9 protein-coding genes are annotated in these 17,869 nt (G+C 69.8%); 2 read left to right on the top strand and 7 right to left on the bottom strand.

Annotated features, from left to right (window positions below):
• Positions 1 to 45 precede the first annotated feature (45 nt).
• The 7 genes from hisF to ACQP2O_RS16490 form a co-directional block, all read right to left on the bottom strand.
• Complete coding sequence (gene hisF, locus ACQP2O_RS16520) at positions 46 to 798, bottom strand: imidazole glycerol phosphate synthase subunit HisF (RefSeq protein ID WP_433185257.1); 753 nt, start codon at positions 796 to 798, stop codon at positions 46 to 48.
• The gene (locus ACQP2O_RS16515; protein WP_433185254.1) at positions 795 to 1,199 is read right to left on the bottom strand and encodes a RidA family protein; all 405 of its coding nucleotides are present in this window, start codon (positions 1,197 to 1,199) and stop codon (positions 795 to 797) included. Before ACQP2O_RS16515 ends, hisF begins: the two co-directional genes overlap by 4 nt.
• Complete coding sequence (gene priA, locus ACQP2O_RS16510) at positions 1,196 to 1,924, bottom strand: bifunctional 1-(5-phosphoribosyl)-5-((5-phosphoribosylamino)methylideneamino)imidazole-4-carboxamide isomerase/phosphoribosylanthranilate isomerase PriA (protein WP_433185252.1); 729 nt, start codon at positions 1,922 to 1,924, stop codon at positions 1,196 to 1,198. Before priA ends, ACQP2O_RS16515 begins: the two co-directional genes overlap by 4 nt.
• A 181-nt stretch (positions 1,925 to 2,105) precedes the next feature.
• A complete protein-coding gene (locus ACQP2O_RS16505) occupies positions 2,106 to 2,672 on the bottom strand; it encodes a hypothetical protein (RefSeq protein WP_433185249.1) in 567 nt (188 codons plus the stop codon).
• Between the two features lie 83 nt (positions 2,673 to 2,755).
• On the bottom strand, positions 2,756 to 3,031 hold the full coding sequence (locus ACQP2O_RS16500) for a hypothetical protein (RefSeq protein ID WP_433185246.1): 276 nt from the start codon (positions 3,029 to 3,031) through the stop codon (positions 2,756 to 2,758).
• A gap of 819 nt (positions 3,032 to 3,850) precedes the next feature.
• Positions 3,851 to 5,221, bottom strand: coding sequence for a C40 family peptidase (locus ACQP2O_RS16495; protein ID WP_433185244.1), 1,371 nt, complete (start codon positions 5,219 to 5,221; stop codon positions 3,851 to 3,853).
• 241 nt (positions 5,222 to 5,462) lie between these two features.
• Positions 5,463 to 5,765 (bottom strand): hypothetical protein, encoded by a 303-nt coding sequence (locus ACQP2O_RS16490; protein ID WP_433185241.1) that lies wholly within the window; start codon positions 5,763 to 5,765, stop codon positions 5,463 to 5,465.
• 386 nt (positions 5,766 to 6,151) lie between these two features.
• Here ACQP2O_RS16490 and ACQP2O_RS16485 point away from each other — a divergent pair, with 386 nt between their 5' ends.
• Both ACQP2O_RS16485 and ACQP2O_RS16480 read left to right on the top strand, forming a co-directional pair.
• Complete coding sequence (locus tag ACQP2O_RS16485) at positions 6,152 to 8,251, top strand: hypothetical protein (protein WP_433185239.1); 2,100 nt, start codon at positions 6,152 to 6,154, stop codon at positions 8,249 to 8,251.
• 144 nt (positions 8,252 to 8,395) lie between these two features.
• Positions 8,396 to 17,755: an ADP-ribosyltransferase gene (locus ACQP2O_RS16480; protein ID WP_433185236.1), complete on the top strand. Its 9,360-nt coding sequence runs from the start codon at positions 8,396 to 8,398 to the stop codon at positions 17,753 to 17,755.
• Positions 17,756 to 17,869 lie beyond the last annotated feature (114 nt).

Raw genomic sequence — 17,869 nt, 5'->3', positions numbered from 1 at the left:
CCGGCGAACGCTCGACCCGGCCGGAGACCTGGGGCGGGGGGCCGGTCAGCGTACGGGGTGACCCGCCTGCCGGATGGACTCCTTGACGTCGCCGATCTTGAGCTCGCCGAAGTGGAAGACGCTGGCGGCGAGCACCGCGTCGGCTCCCGCGTCGATCGCCGGGGCGAAGTGCTCGAGCGCGCCCGCGCCTCCGCTGGCGATGACCGGCACGCCGACGACCTCGCGGACCGCCCGCAGCATCTCCAGGTCGAAACCGCTCTTGGTGCCGTCGGCGTCCATGGAGTTGAGCAGGATCTCGCCGACGCCCAGCTCCTCGCCGCGCCGCGCCCACTCGATCGCGTCCAGGCCGGTGCCGCGCCGCCCGCCGTGCGTGGTCACCTCGAAGCCGTCACCGGACCGGCGGGCGTCCACCGACAGCACGATGCACTGCGAGCCGAACCGGTGCGCCGCCTCCCGGAGGAACTCCGGCCGGGCGATCGCCGCCGTGTTGATCGACACCTTGTCGGCCCCGGCGCGCAGCAGCCGGTCGACGTCGTCGACGGTACGGATGCCGCCGCCGACGGTGAGCGGGATGAACACCTGCTCGGCCGTACGGCGCACGACCTCGTACGTCGTCTCCCGCTCTCCGCTGGAGGCGGTGATGTCGAGGAAGGTCAGCTCGTCGGCGCCTTCGGCGTCATAGCGGCGGGCCAGCTCGACCGGGTCGCCGGCGTCCCGGAGGTTCTCGAAGTTGACGCCCTTGACCACGCGCCCGGCGTCGACGTCCAGGCACGGGATCACCCGGATCGCGACGGTCATGGCCTGTCTCCGTCCTGGAGCGCCTCGGAATAGGCGTCCACCTCGATCTCTACCAGCATCCGGTGATCGATGAACCCGGAGACCTCGATCATCGTCGTGGCCGGGCGGATCTCACCGAAGATCTCGTGATGCGCCCGCCCCGCCGCCTCGGCGTCGGCGATGTCCCGGACGTAGATCCGGGTCCGTACGACGTCCTCGGCCTCGGCGCCGGCCTGCTCGACCGCCTGCAGGGCGATGCCGAACGCGGTCTTCGTCTGGCCGTACGCGTCGTTCTCGTGGCGGACCTCGCCGTCCACGGTCGACGTGCAGCCCGCGACCAGCACCCACGGGCCGGCCACGACCACCCGCGAGTAGCCGACGACGTTCTCCCACGGGCCGCCCGAGGAGATCCGCTTGATCACGCGGCCCCTCCCACCGCCGCCAGGGCCTCTTCCAGGGTGAACGCGCCGGCGTACAGCGCCTTCCCGACGATGGCGCCCTCGACACCGGCCGGCACCAGCGTGGCGAGCGCCCGCAGGTCGTCCAGGGAGGACACGCCGCCCGACGCGATGACGGGGCGGTCGGTGCGCGCGCACACCTCGCGGAGCAGCTCGGTGTTCGGTCCCCGCAGGGTGCCGTCCTTGGTCACGTCGGTGACGACGTAGCGCGGGCAGCCGTCGGCCTCGAGACGGTCGAGCACCTCCCACAGGTCGCCGCCCTCGCGCGTCCAGCCGCGGGCGGCGAGCGTGGTGCCGCGCACATCGAGCCCGACCGCGATCTTGTCCCCGTGCTCGGCGATGATCCTCCGGCACCACTCAGGGTTCTCCAGCGCCGCCGTCCCGATGTTGACGCGCGCGCAGCCCGTGGCCAGCGCGGCGGCCAGCGACTGGTCGTCGCGGATGCCGCCGGACAGCTCGACCTTGACGTCCAGCTTGCCGATCACCGCGGCGAGCAGCTCACGGTTGGAACCCCGGCCGAACGCCGCGTCCAGATCGACCAGATGGACCCACTCGGCGCCCGCGCTCTGCCAGGCCAGGGCCGCCTCGACGGGCTCGCCGTACGAGGTCTCGGTGCCGGCCTCCCCCTGCACGAGGCGCACGGCCTGGCCATCGGCTACGTCGACCGCGGGAAGCAGCGTCAGTGTCATACGCGAAACCCTACCGAAGCGGTGACGGTCGTCCTGCCGCGCAGGTCCGGCGGCTGGAGCGCGCCCGGCCCCGTCTTTCGAACCGTCGTACGCGATCGTCTCCGCCCTGATCCGCGGCTAGGAGGCCTACATGGAGACGGTGACCAGTGACGTGTGGCGGTTCGAGCGCGCCGTCGCCCGGTCAGGGGGCGCCTGCCGGCAGTGGAGCGCTCAGTTCCTCGTCCAGGCGGGCGATGGCCCGGTCCGCCGCCGAGAGTCGCCGCCGCAGGACCGTACGGCGTTCCGCCAACCGGCTCACGGCCGCGCGCAGGTAAGGCGTCCGCGAGTCCGGGGGGAGTCCGCGCAGTTCGGTCAGCGCGCCCTCGACGTCGGCGAGGGCGCTCGCGAGGCGGGCCCGCTCGGCCGGCCGCCGCGACCGGTCCGTCGCTTCGGCCGTCCGACGGCGTAGCGCCGTGGCGAGCCGGTCCAGGCTCTCCTGCTGCCGACCGAGTTGCGCCAGCGCCGCCAGAACCGCCGGCGTCCTGCGCGCGGCGGGCAGGCCGGTGAGCTCCCGCCGGGCGTTCCGCAGCGTCCGGATCCGGCCCTCGACGCGCTTCAGGGACCGAGCGACCTCGGCGGACCGCAGGCGGATGAGCGCCTCCCCCGTGACCGGCGCCACCGTACGGGCCGATGCCCCGCGGCGCGGCCCGGCGCGATGGCCGGTGAAGACGGACGGCTGCGCGGCTGCCGCGGTCGCGAAGAGGATCAACGCGACCAATCCGGCCGCCGCCCAACGGAGCGGGCGGATCCGCTGCGACGGCCTCAGCCTCTTCCAAACCCGGGACGGCCCGCTCAGGCGTCCGCGAGGCAGCTGGACCGACGGACGCAACCGCGTCGTCCAGCGACGCCCGCCCCCGGCAGAGCCCGGTCGGCGCCCGCCTCCCCCACCGCCCGATCGACGCCCACCACTTGCAGGCCCGGATCGGCGTCCGCCTTCCCCGGCACCCGGTCGACGCCCACCACTTGCAGGCCCGGATCGGCGTCCACCTTCCCCGGCACCCGGTCGACGCCCGCCGCCTGCAGGCCCGGATCGGCGCCCGCCTTCCTCAGCACTCGATCGACGCCCACCACTTGCAGGCCCGGATCGGCGTCGGCCTCCGGCGCCGCGCGATCGGCGTCCGCCCGTCTGCAGGGGAATCGTCGTCGAATTCCGGCGACCGGCCTGCGAGCGTTCCTGCCCGGCGCGCTTCGCGGAGCCGTTGACCCGGTCCGCGGTTTCCGCCCCGTCCCCGCTCGAAGTGACCGACGTGCCCCGCGTGCCGGCGGCCGATGTGACGGCGGAGCCTCTGGCCCGGCTCGCGGTTTTCACCCCGTCCCCGCTCGGGATGACCGGCGTACCCCGCGTACCCGCGGCCGACGTGACGGCGGAGCCTCTGGCCCGGCTCGCGGTTTTCACCCCGTCCCCGCCCGAAGTAACCGGCGTACCCCGCATACCCGCGGCCGACATCACGGCGGAGACCAGTGCGGGCTCTCGCGGACCATCCGCGCGCGCTGTTTCCGGGAGTGCGGCTTCTGGGCGCTCTGTTTCCCGGCGCTCCGCTCCCGAGGGCGCCGTTTCCAGACGCCCCCTCTCCGAACGCAGTCGTCCGGGCCGCGCGGATTTCCGCTCGCGCGGGGGCATGGGTGCCGGCCGGCCGGCGGTCTCGTGATCCACGGTCCGGGGTGGCGCGCTGGCGACCTGCGCGGCGGGGGCGGACCGGTCCGGCACCGGTACTCGTTCCGGCGAGCCGCCGACCGGCACGGCGGCACGTCGCCGCCGGCGTGCCTCGGCCCGGTGAGCGGGTGAACAGTACAACCGGGGCGACCCGTCGACCGTGGGCGGGACCGACTGATCGCATTCGTCCAGCCGGCACACCTTCCTGGCGGCGGGTGCCGTCGCGAGCGGGCTCATCGGGCGCCGTCCCCGTGGCCGGAGGCGATGTGACGTGCGGCCGTGCCGGAACGGTGCGGTACCGCCGTCCTGGGCGTGGCGCGGCGGCTCGACGGGGGCGTGGGCGCCGACCAGGTGGAACGCTGCGGAGAAGACGGGTGAGCCGGCGTTCGGGCCGACCGGTCGATCCGGTTGCCGTGCCGAGCCGGTACCCGCGTGAGCCGATGCGCACGGCCGTGTCGGGACGGCGACACCCGCGCGGGCCGATCGACCGCCGGTCGCGTGCTCCGGCGGGTGGCCGAGCCTGCGGATCGACGCGCTGGGGACACCGTGTAGCCCGCCGGCGCGGCCGACGCCGTACGGGCCGTGTGCGCGGTGGCCCGGTGGGCCGATGGGGAGGCGTCGGCGGTCTTGATCGCGGGGATCCGGCCGTGGAACGGGTGGGCCGGGTGGATGGCGTGCCCGTTCACGGGACGACCGAAGCCGACCAAGCCGTCCGCGTTGCCGACCGTGAGGTAGTTCTGAATCTTGACGTCCGTGCCCGTGTGCGGAGCGGCGATCATCAGGTGACGCTTCGGGTCGATCACGATGCCGACGTGGCCAGGTCCGCTCATTCCTCGGTGGTATTCGAAGAAGACCAGATCGCCGGTCTGTTCGTGGCCCAGGTTGACGTGGTGGGTGTGCCAGTACTGGACGTCGGAGGTCCGCGGGATCGAGACGCCGGCGGCCTCGTACGCCTTCATCGTCAACCCGGAACAGTCGTAGCCGCGCGGGCCCTCGCCGCCGTAGATGTACGGCTTGCCCAGTTGAGCCCGGGCGTAGGCGACGGCCGTGGCGATGGCGCGGCTTTCTCGTTCGCCGCGGGAGGCGGCCGAGACGTTCGTCGGCGCGGTTCGGGCCACCGCGTCGGTGACCTGCCCGGCCTGTGCCGTACGGGCCAGCTCGCCGATGGCACGGTCGAGGTCGGCGACGGACGCGCCGGGCAGCGCCGCGATTTCGGCGCGCGCCTTCCTCAGCGCGGAGAGCGCGCGACGGACCTTCGTCAGGTCCTGCCGTGTGGCGGACAGGGGGGCGTTCTGGACGGGCGCGGCGGCGACCGGCGCCTTTCCCGCGACGGCCGACGCCTGTGCCGGTCTCCGATCGGAGGCCGGCGCGGACGCCGAACCGGGCTCGACGCCGGGGACTCCCACGATCGAGATGACCAGCACGGCACCGATCAGTACGCCGATCATGGGCGGCAGCCAGGCGCCGACCGGTGGCCTGTTCGGGATGGAGATCGCGCGCGGCGTCGATAGCGCACCGGTGATGCGGCGTCGTACCGCGGCGCAGCGGCTGATGGCGCCCCAGAGGGCAGGAAGGCATGGCGGAATGTGGCGGAGGGGGCGCATTGTCTGCTCCTGAGGATGCGCGGAGACGCCGGGAGGCGCGCCCGCACCTGATCACGACGAGTCAACGACGAAGTGCAGTACGCAAGGTGCGTCGCCAAGCCCTGGCGACCAACACCATCCCGACGCGGCACGCCCCCTGCTTGCTCAGCAACAGGCAGACCGGACACCGCTGCGAATCTTCAGCAACGGCTCCGCCATCGCGCCGATGGCAGGGCCAGTGTGCGAAAAGATCCGCTTCGCGTCAAGACCTCTTCGGCCGGACGCCCCGTTCACCGTCGATCGCGACCGCCGGCTGCGCCCCGGGCTCTGGATGCCGGCCGCCGGTCGAACCGCCGTGCAGGGCGGCGTGGGTCCGCAGGGTGGCGGCGGCCGGGTGCCAGGTGTGCGCGACATTCGCCGCGACACTGACCACTACTCCCAGCAGGAACGCCGCCCACGCCGACTTACGACCCTGGGGGCTCACGCCGTCCGGTCGCCGCAGGGGCGGGTGCAACGCGTCGGCCGGTACGTCCTCGGAGGAGGTCACCGTGCTGTAGGGGGTCATCGCTGTAGGGGGTCATCGCAGCCATCTCCTAGGCGGGTCACCGCAGCGGTGTCCGCCGCGAGCACGCGTCAGCGGACTGACAGCGGCTCGCTCATGGCGGACATCCCGCACGGATGCCACGCCCGGGAACGTACGGCCGAGAGACCTTGACAGTGATCGGTCGTCCCCTCATTCTTGGCTTCGACATCCCACGTGCATTGGGCGCCAGTCCCTGATGTACGTGAAGGCGGGTCGCAGGCCAGGCCGCGACGTGCGTGACGACGGTGCTCCGTCGTCGTCTTTCTCCGGGGCGTTGCCCCGTGTTCCGAGACTGTTCACGCATTCGCATCCGCCGCGCGCCGGCCTCCTCGTACGGACCCCGGCGCGGCCGACGAGGAGACCCTCCCGTGTCGAAGAAGCCCAGATCCGTCTCTGCCCGGATCCTCCCCTCTGGTACCCGCGACGCCGAGCGCACCGACCGATCCTGGCCGCTGCTGCTGTTCGTCCTCGCCATCGTCTGCGGCATCATCGCCGTGGCCATGTCGGTGCACTCGGGCGCCGGTACGAAGACGGCCGCGCAGGATCGCCCGTCACCGGCCACCGCGCGGACCACCCACACTGCGGTCCAGCACAAGGGCGCGAAGCAGACGGTGCGGCGCAAGGCGGCGAAGCAGACGCCCAAGAAGACCTCCACGCCCGGTCACGCCTCGACTCCGGCAGCGACGAAGGTCGTGGCGGGCACGCCGTACGAGCACCGGCTTGCGACCGCCGGGCACCAGCGCGCACTCATCCGCAAGTCGCTGGCGGCGATCAGCGCGATGCAGCAGAAGACGGTCGCCCAGTCGGGCAAGCCGTCCGGCGAGCTGAACAAGCTGGCGGCGCAACTACGGTCCCGCGACAAGAAGCTCGCCGCGCAGCAGACCCATCTCATCGCCGCCGCCCGGTCCTGGAAGGCAGCCCGCGCCGCCGAGCACAAGGCCGCCGCCCGGCGTTCGACGTTGCCGCAGGTCACTCTCGCCGCCGCGCGCACCTCCGCCAAGGCGACCAAGGAGGCGAAGAAGGCGGGTGCGCCGGCCGTCCAGTCCGGGCCTGCCGCCGGTGCCGACACGGTCGCCGCTCTCTCCGGAGGCACGGACACGACCGGGCTGTCGACTTACCTCGCCGTCTGCACCGCCGAGCCGTCCCTGTGCGGGATGACCGACACCTCGGGCACCGCGAAGTACGACACGGCCGCCACCACGCCCAGCGACACGACACCGGCCACCGCGGCCGGCGACACGACCGACGCCACACCGGCCGCCACGGCAGGTGACACGACCGACACAACACCGGCCGCCACGCCCGGCGACACGACCGATGCGGCGTCCGGCACGGTCTCGGGCGACCCGATGGCAGCCGCTGCGGGCACGTCCGCTTCGCAGCCCCGGATCTGCGTCCAAGGCGGCTCGGACACCGGCCAGAGCGCCACGTCCGACGAACAGGATCCGTCGCAGGCGACCGCCTGCGGGGGCTGCCATCGTCTCCCTTCCCGTACGGCCGACCTGACCGCCCAGGTGTGCGCGCCCGCCTCCGACACCGCCGGCTCCTCACGCGATGGTTCGTCCAGCCAGGACTCCACCTCCAGCGACGACCAGGCCACGGGACTCTGCCTGATCAAGGACGGCGACGGCCGGAGCCAGGTGACGCGCTGCGTCCCCTGCTCCATCGCGTCCGCGTCCGGCGGCGACGCGAACGGCCTCACGGACGCCGACGGCAAGGCGGTGAAGCGCCTGTGCGTGACGCTGCGGCGCGATAACAGCGCCTCCAACTCGGACGACTCGTCGAGCGACTCGAACCACTCCACCGACGGCACCAAGACCGGCCAGGGCACGCAGGCGGCCGCCCGTGCCCAGACCGGTCGGGACGACGGCGCCCACGCCGGCCAAGACGCCGGGTCGGATGACGGCGCCCGGCCGGAGCATCGACACGGCCACCACGACGGGAACCGGTCACACGACCACGACACCCGGTCCGATGACGGCGCCCGGCCAGAGCACCGACACGGCCACCACGACGGGAACCGGTCACACGACCACGACACCCAGTCTGATGACGGCGCCCGGCCGAGCGACGCCGCGCAGGCCGCCAGTGACAAGCCGACCGTCTCGGACGGGCCGGGCCAGGTCCCCCTGTGCCCGGACACCGCCCGCGGTTCCTACCTGCCGTGCTCCCCGTGCTCGACCGCTCGGCCTCTCGCCTCGGCGCAGGGGCACAAGATGATCCCGCTGTGCCTGCTGACCGGCGCCACGCCGTCCTCGGACGGCTACGCCTCGGCCGGTCACCACGCGACGGCGACGACCTCGTACGCCGCTCCGGGGGCTACGGCTCCGTACGCCACCGGCGCGGATGCGGGAGTGCGGTCATCGAGCGACGACGGCTCCTCACCGACAGGCTCGGACGCCGCCCAAGCCGTCGCTCAGCCCGTCATGGGCGGCGCGCAGACGTACGACGCGCAGCCGGTCAGGTGACCCGGGACCCGTGGAGAAAGCTCGGCCCGCGCTGAGCGGAATCGAGTCGGCCGTCGCCGCCACGCGGCGCGGAGGCGGCGACGGCCATCTTCCAGGGCGTAGTGACCGGACGATCGAGGCTTCGGTGAAGGTGACGGTCTCGCGATGAACTCCCTCCTCTTCGGTATCGCCTCTGTACTGCTGGTCGCGGCCGCGCTGACGTCCCGGCGGACCGGCAGGCGCGTCGCTCCGAGTGCCGGAGTGCGCCCGGATCCCGCCACCCGCCCGGACTCCGTCGTGGCCGGCGTGGGCGAGGGCCCGAGGCGGCTTAAGGCGAAGCCGTGGCACCTGGTGCGGGGCCGGGCGGTGGCCTCCGCCGCGCTGGTGTTCGGACTGCTCGGTGGTCTGATCCCGCAGGCAGATGTGACCCTGCGGCCGACGTCGGTCCCAGGCACCGGGGTCACGCTGGCCGCCTCGTCCGACGACCTGCCGGGTCTCACCGACCCGACGCTGCGCGCCGTCTACGACAACGAGCTGACCGGCGAACCCAGTCGCCGGCAGTTCGCGTTCGCGTGGGAGCGGGCTGAACACGACGTCGGGCGCATGACGCGATACCTGGCGGACCTGCGCAAGCGCCCCGGCCGGACGCTCGACCAGGTCCTCACTGAGCTGTACGCGCAGCGGATCAAGAGGGAGGCCCCGAAGACCGCCACCGCGGCGGACGCGGACGCTGCCCTGCTCGCCGCGGTCCGGCCCGTGCTGGCCCGGATCAACATCAAGGAACCCGTTCTCCAGAAGTTCCTCACCCGGGCGCAGCCGCCGAATGCGGCCAAGCGCCGCGCCGAGACCGACGAGGTACTGCGGGCCATCGCCGACCTCCCCCTGGACGCGGCCGGCGGGATCGCCCGGATCGACCGCGACAGCGCCTCCTCCCTGGTCGCGGACACGCTGCAGAGCGTCGATCACCTTTCCGAGCTCCGGGAGGTCAGCGCGATCGCCCGGAATGAGGCGAAGTCCGGCACGACCGTCTACGCCGGTCTCAAACGCACCGAGAAGAGCCCGGCGGTGGTGATCGACGGAACCGTCGTTCCCGGACTGGAGATCTGGGCGGAGGCCGGACAGCGCGGCGCCGAGATCGACGCGCTGTACATGGGCGCCGACGGCCTACTGCACATCGACGAGCTCAAGGCCGCCGCGACCACCAGCAACACACGTGCGATCAAACAGCTGCCCCGGCTCGAGCGATGGCAGGCCGCCGATCCCATCCACCGGCGAGCCACGATGCGCATCGAGAGCACGGGCAAGTGGGGTCGGCTGACGCAAGAAGACCGGGTCGAGGGAGAGCCCGCGAAGATGTTCGTCGCCCGTGTCGCCGACGCGGGTGTGTGGCTGAGGGTCGGCGGCACCGTGTTCGAGCCCGGCCAGGTGGCCGCGCTGGCGGACGCCTTCGAGACGGGGACACTGGTCCCGGACGCAACGCTGCCGAGCCCATCACGGGTCCGGGCGGACATGGTCCGCGACGCGGGCGGTTCCTGGATCTATCGAGGGCTGTTGTCGGGCTCGGGCGGCACCCCGGCCGGCGATCAGGGAAAGGGCTCCGTACCGGCGGTCGCTTCGCCGGCGGTGCCGAGCACCGCAACGGTTCCAGACGGGAAGTCTCCGTCCGACAGGCTGCAGAACCTGCTGAACCGGCTTCGGCGGCAGTCGTCGAGCCGGACCGCCTCACGGGTGCCCGACGGAACGCTGCCGGCCATCTTCGACGGGTCGGCCGATCCGGACGAGCTGGCCAGGCTGTACGAACGCGACTACGCCGCCCTGGCCAAGATCAACACGCCACGTTACCGGCCGTCCTCCGGCTACGACCAGAACTGCCTGTACTGCGCGATCGGGACAGACGAGGCAGTGGCCACCGGAACCCGTGATCCGGCTCCCGCCCCGCCGGTGTTCGACGCCACCGACCGCGAGCGGGCCTATGAGCTGCAGCGCGAGATCGTGTCACGGCAGGGCGTCCACCCGGTGTCGTCGTGGGACGAGATCGTCGCAGAGATGCAGCGCGCCGGTGAGGGTGCCCGTGCGCTGGTCGCCTTGTGGCGTAAGGACGGCTCCGCTCACATCCTCAACGTCGTCCACGACGCCAATGGCGTGGTGTTCCTCGACAGCCAGAAGGTCGACGGCGGGAGAGGCGGATTCGCCGCTCTGCCACGGATCGACTCGCTGAAGAAGATCGAGCTGATCCCCACCGACTTCCTCTCCCAAAGCTCTGGTGCGAGCGCCGAACGTCCGGAAACACTCGCCACCGGAGCCGGTGAACAGGGCTCGTCGCCGAACGCGACGCCGCCCATCGACACGGATCTGGCACGACGGATCGGTCAGTTCGACACGTTGCGCACCAAGCTCGGAGAGGCCGATCAGGCGACCGCTGCGGCCGAACGGGCCCTTCGCACCGCGCAGTTCTCTGCGCAGGGGGCACCCGCACCACCCGAGACGATCTCCACTCTGGCGGACCGGCTGCACAAGGCTCTCGACGCGCAGATCAAGACCGAGAACGAACTGATCCGCCTCGGCAACAAGATCACCTCTGCCGGCGGCAAGAAGGCCAAGGCCGGGTGGCTTCGGCAGGCCCAGATCCGCGAGGTGGAGCGGGTATCCGCGCAATGGCGCGCCATCCAGCGGGATCAGTGGGCCCGCGGCAGCACCTGGCGCGCCCGCGTGGAGAAACTCGGGATGGAGTGGGCCCTGCCGTACATGGCTCGCACCAAGCGGATCCCCCACGGCCACCGCCACCTCGCCGACGCCGCCGCGTCCGGAGAACTGGACCGTCAGTACGACACCTCGCTCGTGAACCCGGGCGAGGGCAGCACGAAGGCCCTGCCCGCACCGGGCTCCGCCGGGAAGGTGGCGCGAACCGTCAAGGGCGCCGGCAAGGCGGTCACCGCGCCGATCATCGCCTGGTCGCGCCGGGTCACGGGTTCCGCGGGCGTGCAGATCGTCCGCGATCCCGTCGACGGCGGCTTCTACCTGCTGCTGCGCAACCGGCGTGACAAGGTCGAGGTCGAAGAGATCCCCAACGCCGCGCGGATCAAGACGAAGATCGGGGAATCGCCCTTCTGGCAGGTCGGTGAGATCCGCGGCGTCCAGGTCGGTTTCGTACTCGAAGGAGTCGCGAACACCCAGAGTTCCTTCGGGCTGAAGTGGGAGAAGCAGCTCGGGCAGGAGAAGTGGTCCGCCTACAAGCTGTCCCCCTTCAAACGCGGCCCGTGGGTCATCAGCGGCGGCTCCGACAACGCGCAGTCCGGCAAGCTGACCCGTCAGCGGAAGGTCTCCACCAAGGTCGACGTTCCGCTCAAGCTGGCGTTCCGGCTGCCGGGCCAGCAGGAGGCGTGGTCGGTGCCGTCGGTCATCGAGGCCAAGCTCTCCTTCGAAGTCGCCGAGGACTTCCCGCTCGACTTCTCCGCCCCCAACGCGATGGCGCGGTTGTTCGAGCTGAAGCCCTCCCTCGAACTGGTCGCCGGTGTCGACTACAACCCGAACACCCTTGCCGAGGGCCTCTCCCAGTGGCTGGAGGCCCACGGCATCAAATCGCCGCCCCTGGACGCCATCGTCGACGTCCTCAAAGAGGCCCTGTCCGGGGTGAACCTCTCCTTCGAGAGCGCGTTCGTCGTTCCTCTCGGCAAAGGCTTCAAGGGCGTCAACGCTCCGATCTACTCCCCGGACGTTCCTTCCGGCCAGGTAGCGTCGCCGCAGTCGGGCGCCGACCAGGACACCGCCACGCCGACGACCCGGGTCAGGGCATCCGGACAGAACGCGCGCAACCGTGGCTTCCTGCCGACCGAACCCGCCACGTCCGCCGTGTCGAGTCCCAGAGGGGCGAAACCCGCTGTCACCCCGATCGGTGGTCTGTCGGTCGCGCCTCAGTTCGGCGAAACGACGTGGGATGCCGTACTCGCCCGCCTTTCCGGTGGCCAGAAAAAGACGCTGCGGGACTACTCCGAAGGTCACTTCGCCGAGCTGAATGACTTCCTGAGAGGGAAGAGGAATTCGTCGCCGTGGGGGCGCATCGCGCTCAAGCGGAAGGCCGCGGCGCTGGATCGCATCATGCGGCGCCGGCCGGTACCGCAGGACATCGACGTGATACGGAGCGTGACCGCCGGCGCGTTCGGGGCGCCCTTGAACGCTCTCGCGGGAACCGTCGTCGACGAGCCCGGATTCATGTCGACGAGTCTCGGCGGCAAGGTCTTCTCGCCCTCGCGTCCGGTCAGGCTCCATCTCCGTGTCCCGCGTGGCACACCGGCGGTGTACCTCGGCACGTTGAGCCGTAACGATGAGAACGAACTGCTTCTCGCGCGGAACCTCAAATACTTCGTGGTCGGCGTACGGCAGGGGCCCGATGAACAGGGCGAGCAGAAATGGGACGTGTTCGCCGTCGTACTTCCTCAGGACAACGCGGATGCGGCCGCCGACGCGCTGAAGAAGCTGATGCGCGATGATCCCGACGCGATCGCCGCGTTGATGGGCGAGACGTCCCAGCCGGTACGGGCCAAGACCGGGACCGGCGGGTCGGTACGGGCCAAGGTCGAGACCGGCCGCGCCTTCCCGCGGACGGTGACCGACGTGGCCGACGACATCGCCCGCGCGAACCGCGACGTCACGGTCCGGCGACGCTACGGTTCATCCCGGGCCGCCGAGCTCGTGATCGACGGCGACCGGTACGGCATCTACCGTCCGGCGTCCGCCGCCCCGGACAAGATCGCCTCCGGTCTGCGCGCCAAGTACGCGGAACTGGCGGCCGAGCCGAGCCGTGACGGCGCACCGCTGGGCGGCATCGTCGTCGACCTGTCGAAGTCCGGCGCGTCGGCGCAGTCCGTCGGAAACGCCCTGTCGAAGACGGCCGGCCAGAAGGGCATACCGTCCGCGATCATCGTGGTGGGCGGCGACGGCGTCGCGTTCCTCGGTGACGCGCGAGCGGACGCCAAGCAGGTAGCGATGATCCGGCAGTTCTTCGCCCAGGTGTACGGGCAGGGCTGGGACCGCACCGGCTACGTGCAGAACATCATGCGGCAGATCGAGCAGGAACTCGCCTCCGCCCTGCCGTCCGATTCCACGACCGTGCGGCAGGCGCGCAACAAAAAGATCGCGGGCCTGCTCCAGCAGATCGCCCAGGCTCTCGAGAACGCCCGGGACAACGGCGGTCAGTACGCCACCGATGCCTCGGACCCGTCGCTCCAGGGCGACGCCGCCGAGGCGGCCCGGCAGCAGGCGCTCGACCGGCTCACTGAGCTGTACGTTCGGATGAACACCGATCCCGGCTCGGTCTCGATCGACGAGATCTCAAGTCTGATCGGCCGCTTGACGCCGGAGCGCATCACCCCCGGACGGCCGCTCCTCTATCCGGACCTGCAGAAGGCCGGCAGCCTGATCCACCGCATCCAGCAGGAACGGGCCAAGGGCGACCAGGCCGATCAGAGCCTCATCGACGACCTGGAACAGCAGCTCCGGACGACGCTGCACACCATCGTCACCACCCCGCAGGTGGACGGGGGCACGGCGATCCGAACGCCAGTGCCGAACACGGGCGCCACCGGGGGGCGGACCATCGGTACCGGCAAGACGAACGAGGTCGCCCAGCCGATCTCGACCGGCACTCCGCCCCTCCCGCCCGAGGTCGTTCCGTACCGTACGCAGCCGCAGCAGACGCCGGTCGAGGTGACGCTCCCCGACGGACGGCGAGTGACGCTGCCGATCACCCCCTCGTCCCCGGGTTCCGCCGTTCCCGAGTACGTCCCGGCTCCCGGGAGCCGCATCGCTCTCCCGCAGACCACGGTGACCGCCCCCACGACGCGGATCACCTCCACGACTCCGACGACGGAGATCCCGCAGTGGAACGGCAGCGAGGTGGCGATTCCGGGGACGTCGGCGCGATCGTCCCTGCCCGCCTCATCGATCGGCGGAGAGAACTACGTCCAGTTCACCCGGCTGCCAGCCACCGGCGGCCAGACCGGCGAAAGCTACGTCCGGTTCACCTCGCTGTCTCCGTCGTACGGCGCCCAGAACCCGGAGTACGGCGGAACCGGCCTCATCGGCCGCGGCGGGGGCGACTCCCCACTGTCGACAACCGAGGAGGAAGAGGCGGCCCAGCCGGTCTGTAACTGCTTCCCCGCCGGTACGCCCGTGGCCACCACCCGCGGCAGCGTGCCCATCCAGGACATCCGCGTCGGAGACCATGTCTGGGCGCACAGCCTGACCACCGGGCGCACCGAACTCCGCCGCGTGACCGCCCTGTTCAACCGCCACGCCACCCGGATGCTCACCCTCACCGTCTCCGGCGGCGTCACCGTCCAGGTCACCCCCGACCACCCCTTCTGGATCCCCGGACGCGGCTGGACGACGGCCGGCGACCTGCGCCCCGGTGACCACCTCGCCCGACGCGACGGCGGGACCGCCGTACTGCTCCGGGCGACCGAACGCCGCGTCTCCACCACCGTCTACAACTTCTCCGTCGCCGGCGACCACGACTACTACGTCAGCGCCGCCCAACTCCTGGTCCACAACTGCACGCTCCCCGGCGGCGGCCGGACCAACGGCGGTACGAGGTCCGTGTCCTCGACCGACCGGGGCGAGACCGGTGGCTACACGCTCGAGAAGGCGCTCAAGAACTACAACCGCGTATTCGGCGACGCGAGCGAGGACACCTCGACCGGATCGTCCGGTGCCGCGCCCGACGAGCGCCCCACGGAGAAGATCGGTCAGGGCGGACAGCACAACGCATACGAGTCGGGTGAAACGTCGAACACCGTTCCCCCCGAAGAACCGATCATCGTGAACGGGGTGGTCGAGCAGCCGCCCGTAGTCCGATCCTCCGACGTAGAGGCGCCGAGACAGCCGATCGTGGTGGACGCGGACCTGCCCAAGACCACGACATCGACGCCCGATGAGACGGGGTTGAACGAGACCGAGACCGGGGTCTCTGGCGGGCTGGCCGGGGTGGCGGGGCTGGGCACCGACGAGCTGGCCAACGGGATTACCCGCTATCAGGAGTCCCGTTATCCGACTCGGGACACTGTGATGAACAGAGTCCAGGCATACCTCAAGATGCTGGAGTTCGCACGAAACGATGCACGGGTCGCCGGCGCGCCGGACAACGGCGACCCGGCCGAGTTGATCGCTTCTTATTCGGGAACGAAGCCAGGCGTCGTCGACAAGAATATTCAAACCATCCAGAGCGGCATTAGCCAGGGTTTGACCTCAAGCCCTGATCCAGGCGAAGCGCAGTTGATGTACGACCGATTGATCAATGAACCGGCTGCGCTGCAGGTCGCCGGCAGGGACTGCCGCGGTGATTCCGCGTGCGAGAAGCAGAAGGAGGCCGACTGGCAGACCCTGTACGATCTCTCCCTCCCCCAGGAGATCAGCGACGAACAGGCAGCCTACGGGTCCGATCCGACGGAAATCGCTCAACCGCGATACGAGAACGGCAAGATTACTGCCGTGATCAACAAGCGGACCGGCAAGCCCGATCCCTATCTGCAGCTCATTTATGAGTGGCAGCGACAGGGTCGTCGATCCCAACTGGCCGGGCTGTACAACATCCAAGCCGACAACGCCACCGTATCCGCCCTCGGTTACCAGGGGCTGATCAACGGCTACACCTGGGACCCGAAGATCAGCAACGTCCAGAACGTCACAAACCTGGAAAATTACATCACGACGCAGCTCAACAAGAACACCAACGCGGTCAACAGCGCTAGTGCCGCGGACCTGAGCCCCTCGATGTTGCCGTTCACCGGTGGGTCGATCACGTACAAGGACGGGTTCTTCAACGCGAAAGACCCGAACGACCAGGCCGCGATCGCCCAGGCCGCATCCTTGAACATGGAGCTGGACCAGATCAAGAGCCAGGCAACGGACCTGGCCGTCCTGAACGACCAGATCAACCAGTCCCAGCAGCAGGCGCAAGGGCAAACGTTCGAGACCGCCAAAGAAAAGGCCGTAAAATCGCTGAAGGACGCCGGCTACAACGTGTGGATCGACGGCAACGGCAAGATCTGGTACAGCGGCAACGGGTCCGCCGGTTCGGCGGATACAGTCGGGGCGAAGATCAACTCAACGGTGACGCAATACTTCAACTCGGCCAACGACACCTACCAGACCGATCGCTTCAACGCTTTGATCTGGGCCAGGAACAACATCCGGCCCTACGTCGGGGAATCACCCGAGGCCTACGCCAAGCGCCTGGATGAGGCCGCCGCCAAGATTGCCGCCGAGCAGCAAAAGGGAATCGCCGCCGGCCAGGCGCAATCGGACGTCACCACCAACATGCCGCCGGATCCGAACCAGAAGAACCACTACCTGGGCGACCCGGCTAACACCGATGGCACCGACTCCACCGCCTACGTCGATCAGACGGTCGATGCCCAAAGAAACATCCAGGACAAAGCCTGCCAGAAGAACCCGAGCTGCGCCCAGTCCATGGCGACCGAAAAGCAGAGGGTCGCTAACGACCAGCGGCAAGTCGCCAACAACCGCCTCAAGGACGCCGTCCAGCAACAACTTAGCGGCGGCGGCGAAACTACAATTACAACCAGCAATCAACCAACCTCCCCCAATCTCGTCAGCAAACTCGGCCACGGCAACAGTGGATGCCATGGCAACCATTGCGTCACAGCCAACGGCGATGGCTATATGTCCAACAACGGTGCCAGCATCGACACCAACAACGACAACGGCGTCAGCGGCACTGGTACGCGACCCACCACCCAACCCGTCCCTCACTCGGGAACCCCAAGCGAACTGAGCGCCGCCGAGTCGACCGCAAACCAGAAGGACAACAAACAGGATAACAACGGCCACGATGAGCTCGGCAGCAGCGTCAACAGCAGCAACGAAAACAGCACCCTCATCGGTGGCCAATACGGCGGCGGCGAGCACCAAAGCACCACCAGAAATGACAACAACGGCAACGGGAACCTCATCGCCGGCCAGTACGGCGGCGGGGAGCGCCCAAGCACCGCCGGTGATAACAACAGCAACAGCAACAGCAACGACACCGCGACCGCAAACCAGAAGGACGACAAACACCAAAACAACGGTCACGATGAGCTAGACAGTAGCGTCAACAGCAGCAGTGGAAATCAAGACACCAAAGGCAGCAGCGATCCCACAGGCGACGGTTCGAGCAATAAAGACGACCAAGGCAAGCATGGCGGATATGCTGCACATCTTGATATTAAATCCTATAAGAAGAACCACAAAGAAAAGAGTCAGTCTAATTCGAACAATAGCGACAACAGCGGCGGGAGCGAGAACGACAACCGCAATGGGCACGGCAGCGGCGGCGGAGGCAAGGACAACAATGCCGGAGGTAACGACAGCGGTGGAAACGGCAAGGACAATAACGGCGGAGGCAACGACAACGGCAAGAGCAGCAACGGCGGAGGCGACACCTCCAACGAAAGTAACCCCAACGCCGGAACCAACGGCGGCACCCAAGGCGGCGACCGCCCGCTGAAGGCCGGTGGGCCGAACTGATGGCGGAGAACGGTGTCGGGGACCCCACCACCATCCCGATGGACCGCCGAGCGGACGGGTCAGGACCTCCGGTCGAAGGCGAGGGGGACAGGACCCTTCAGGTGGCTCCGCCGG

The sequence above is a fragment of the Actinoallomurus sp. CA-150999 genome (assembly GCF_050942425.1).
In the GTDB taxonomy this organism is placed as follows: domain Bacteria; phylum Actinomycetota; class Actinomycetes; order Streptosporangiales; family Streptosporangiaceae; genus Actinoallomurus.
Note: the sequence above shows the minus strand (reverse complement) of the source record. Positions and strands in the feature narration are given on the sequence as shown.

Coding starts and splice junctions, on each gene's coding strand:
- ACQP2O_RS16480 (WP_433185236.1), top strand. CDS start 8,396: ATGAACTCCCTCCTCTTCGGTATCGCCTCTGTACTGCTGGTCGCGGCC.
- ACQP2O_RS16495 (WP_433185244.1), bottom strand. CDS start 5,221: ATGCGCCCCCTCCGCCACATTCCGCCATGCCTTCCTGCCCTCTGGGGC.
- hisF (WP_433185257.1), bottom strand. CDS start 798: ATGACCGTCGCGATCCGGGTGATCCCGTGCCTGGACGTCGACGCCGGG.
- ACQP2O_RS16490 (WP_433185241.1), bottom strand. CDS start 5,765: ATGACCCCCTACAGCACGGTGACCTCCTCCGAGGACGTACCGGCCGAC.
- priA (WP_433185252.1), bottom strand. CDS start 1,924: ATGACACTGACGCTGCTTCCCGCGGTCGACGTAGCCGATGGCCAGGCC.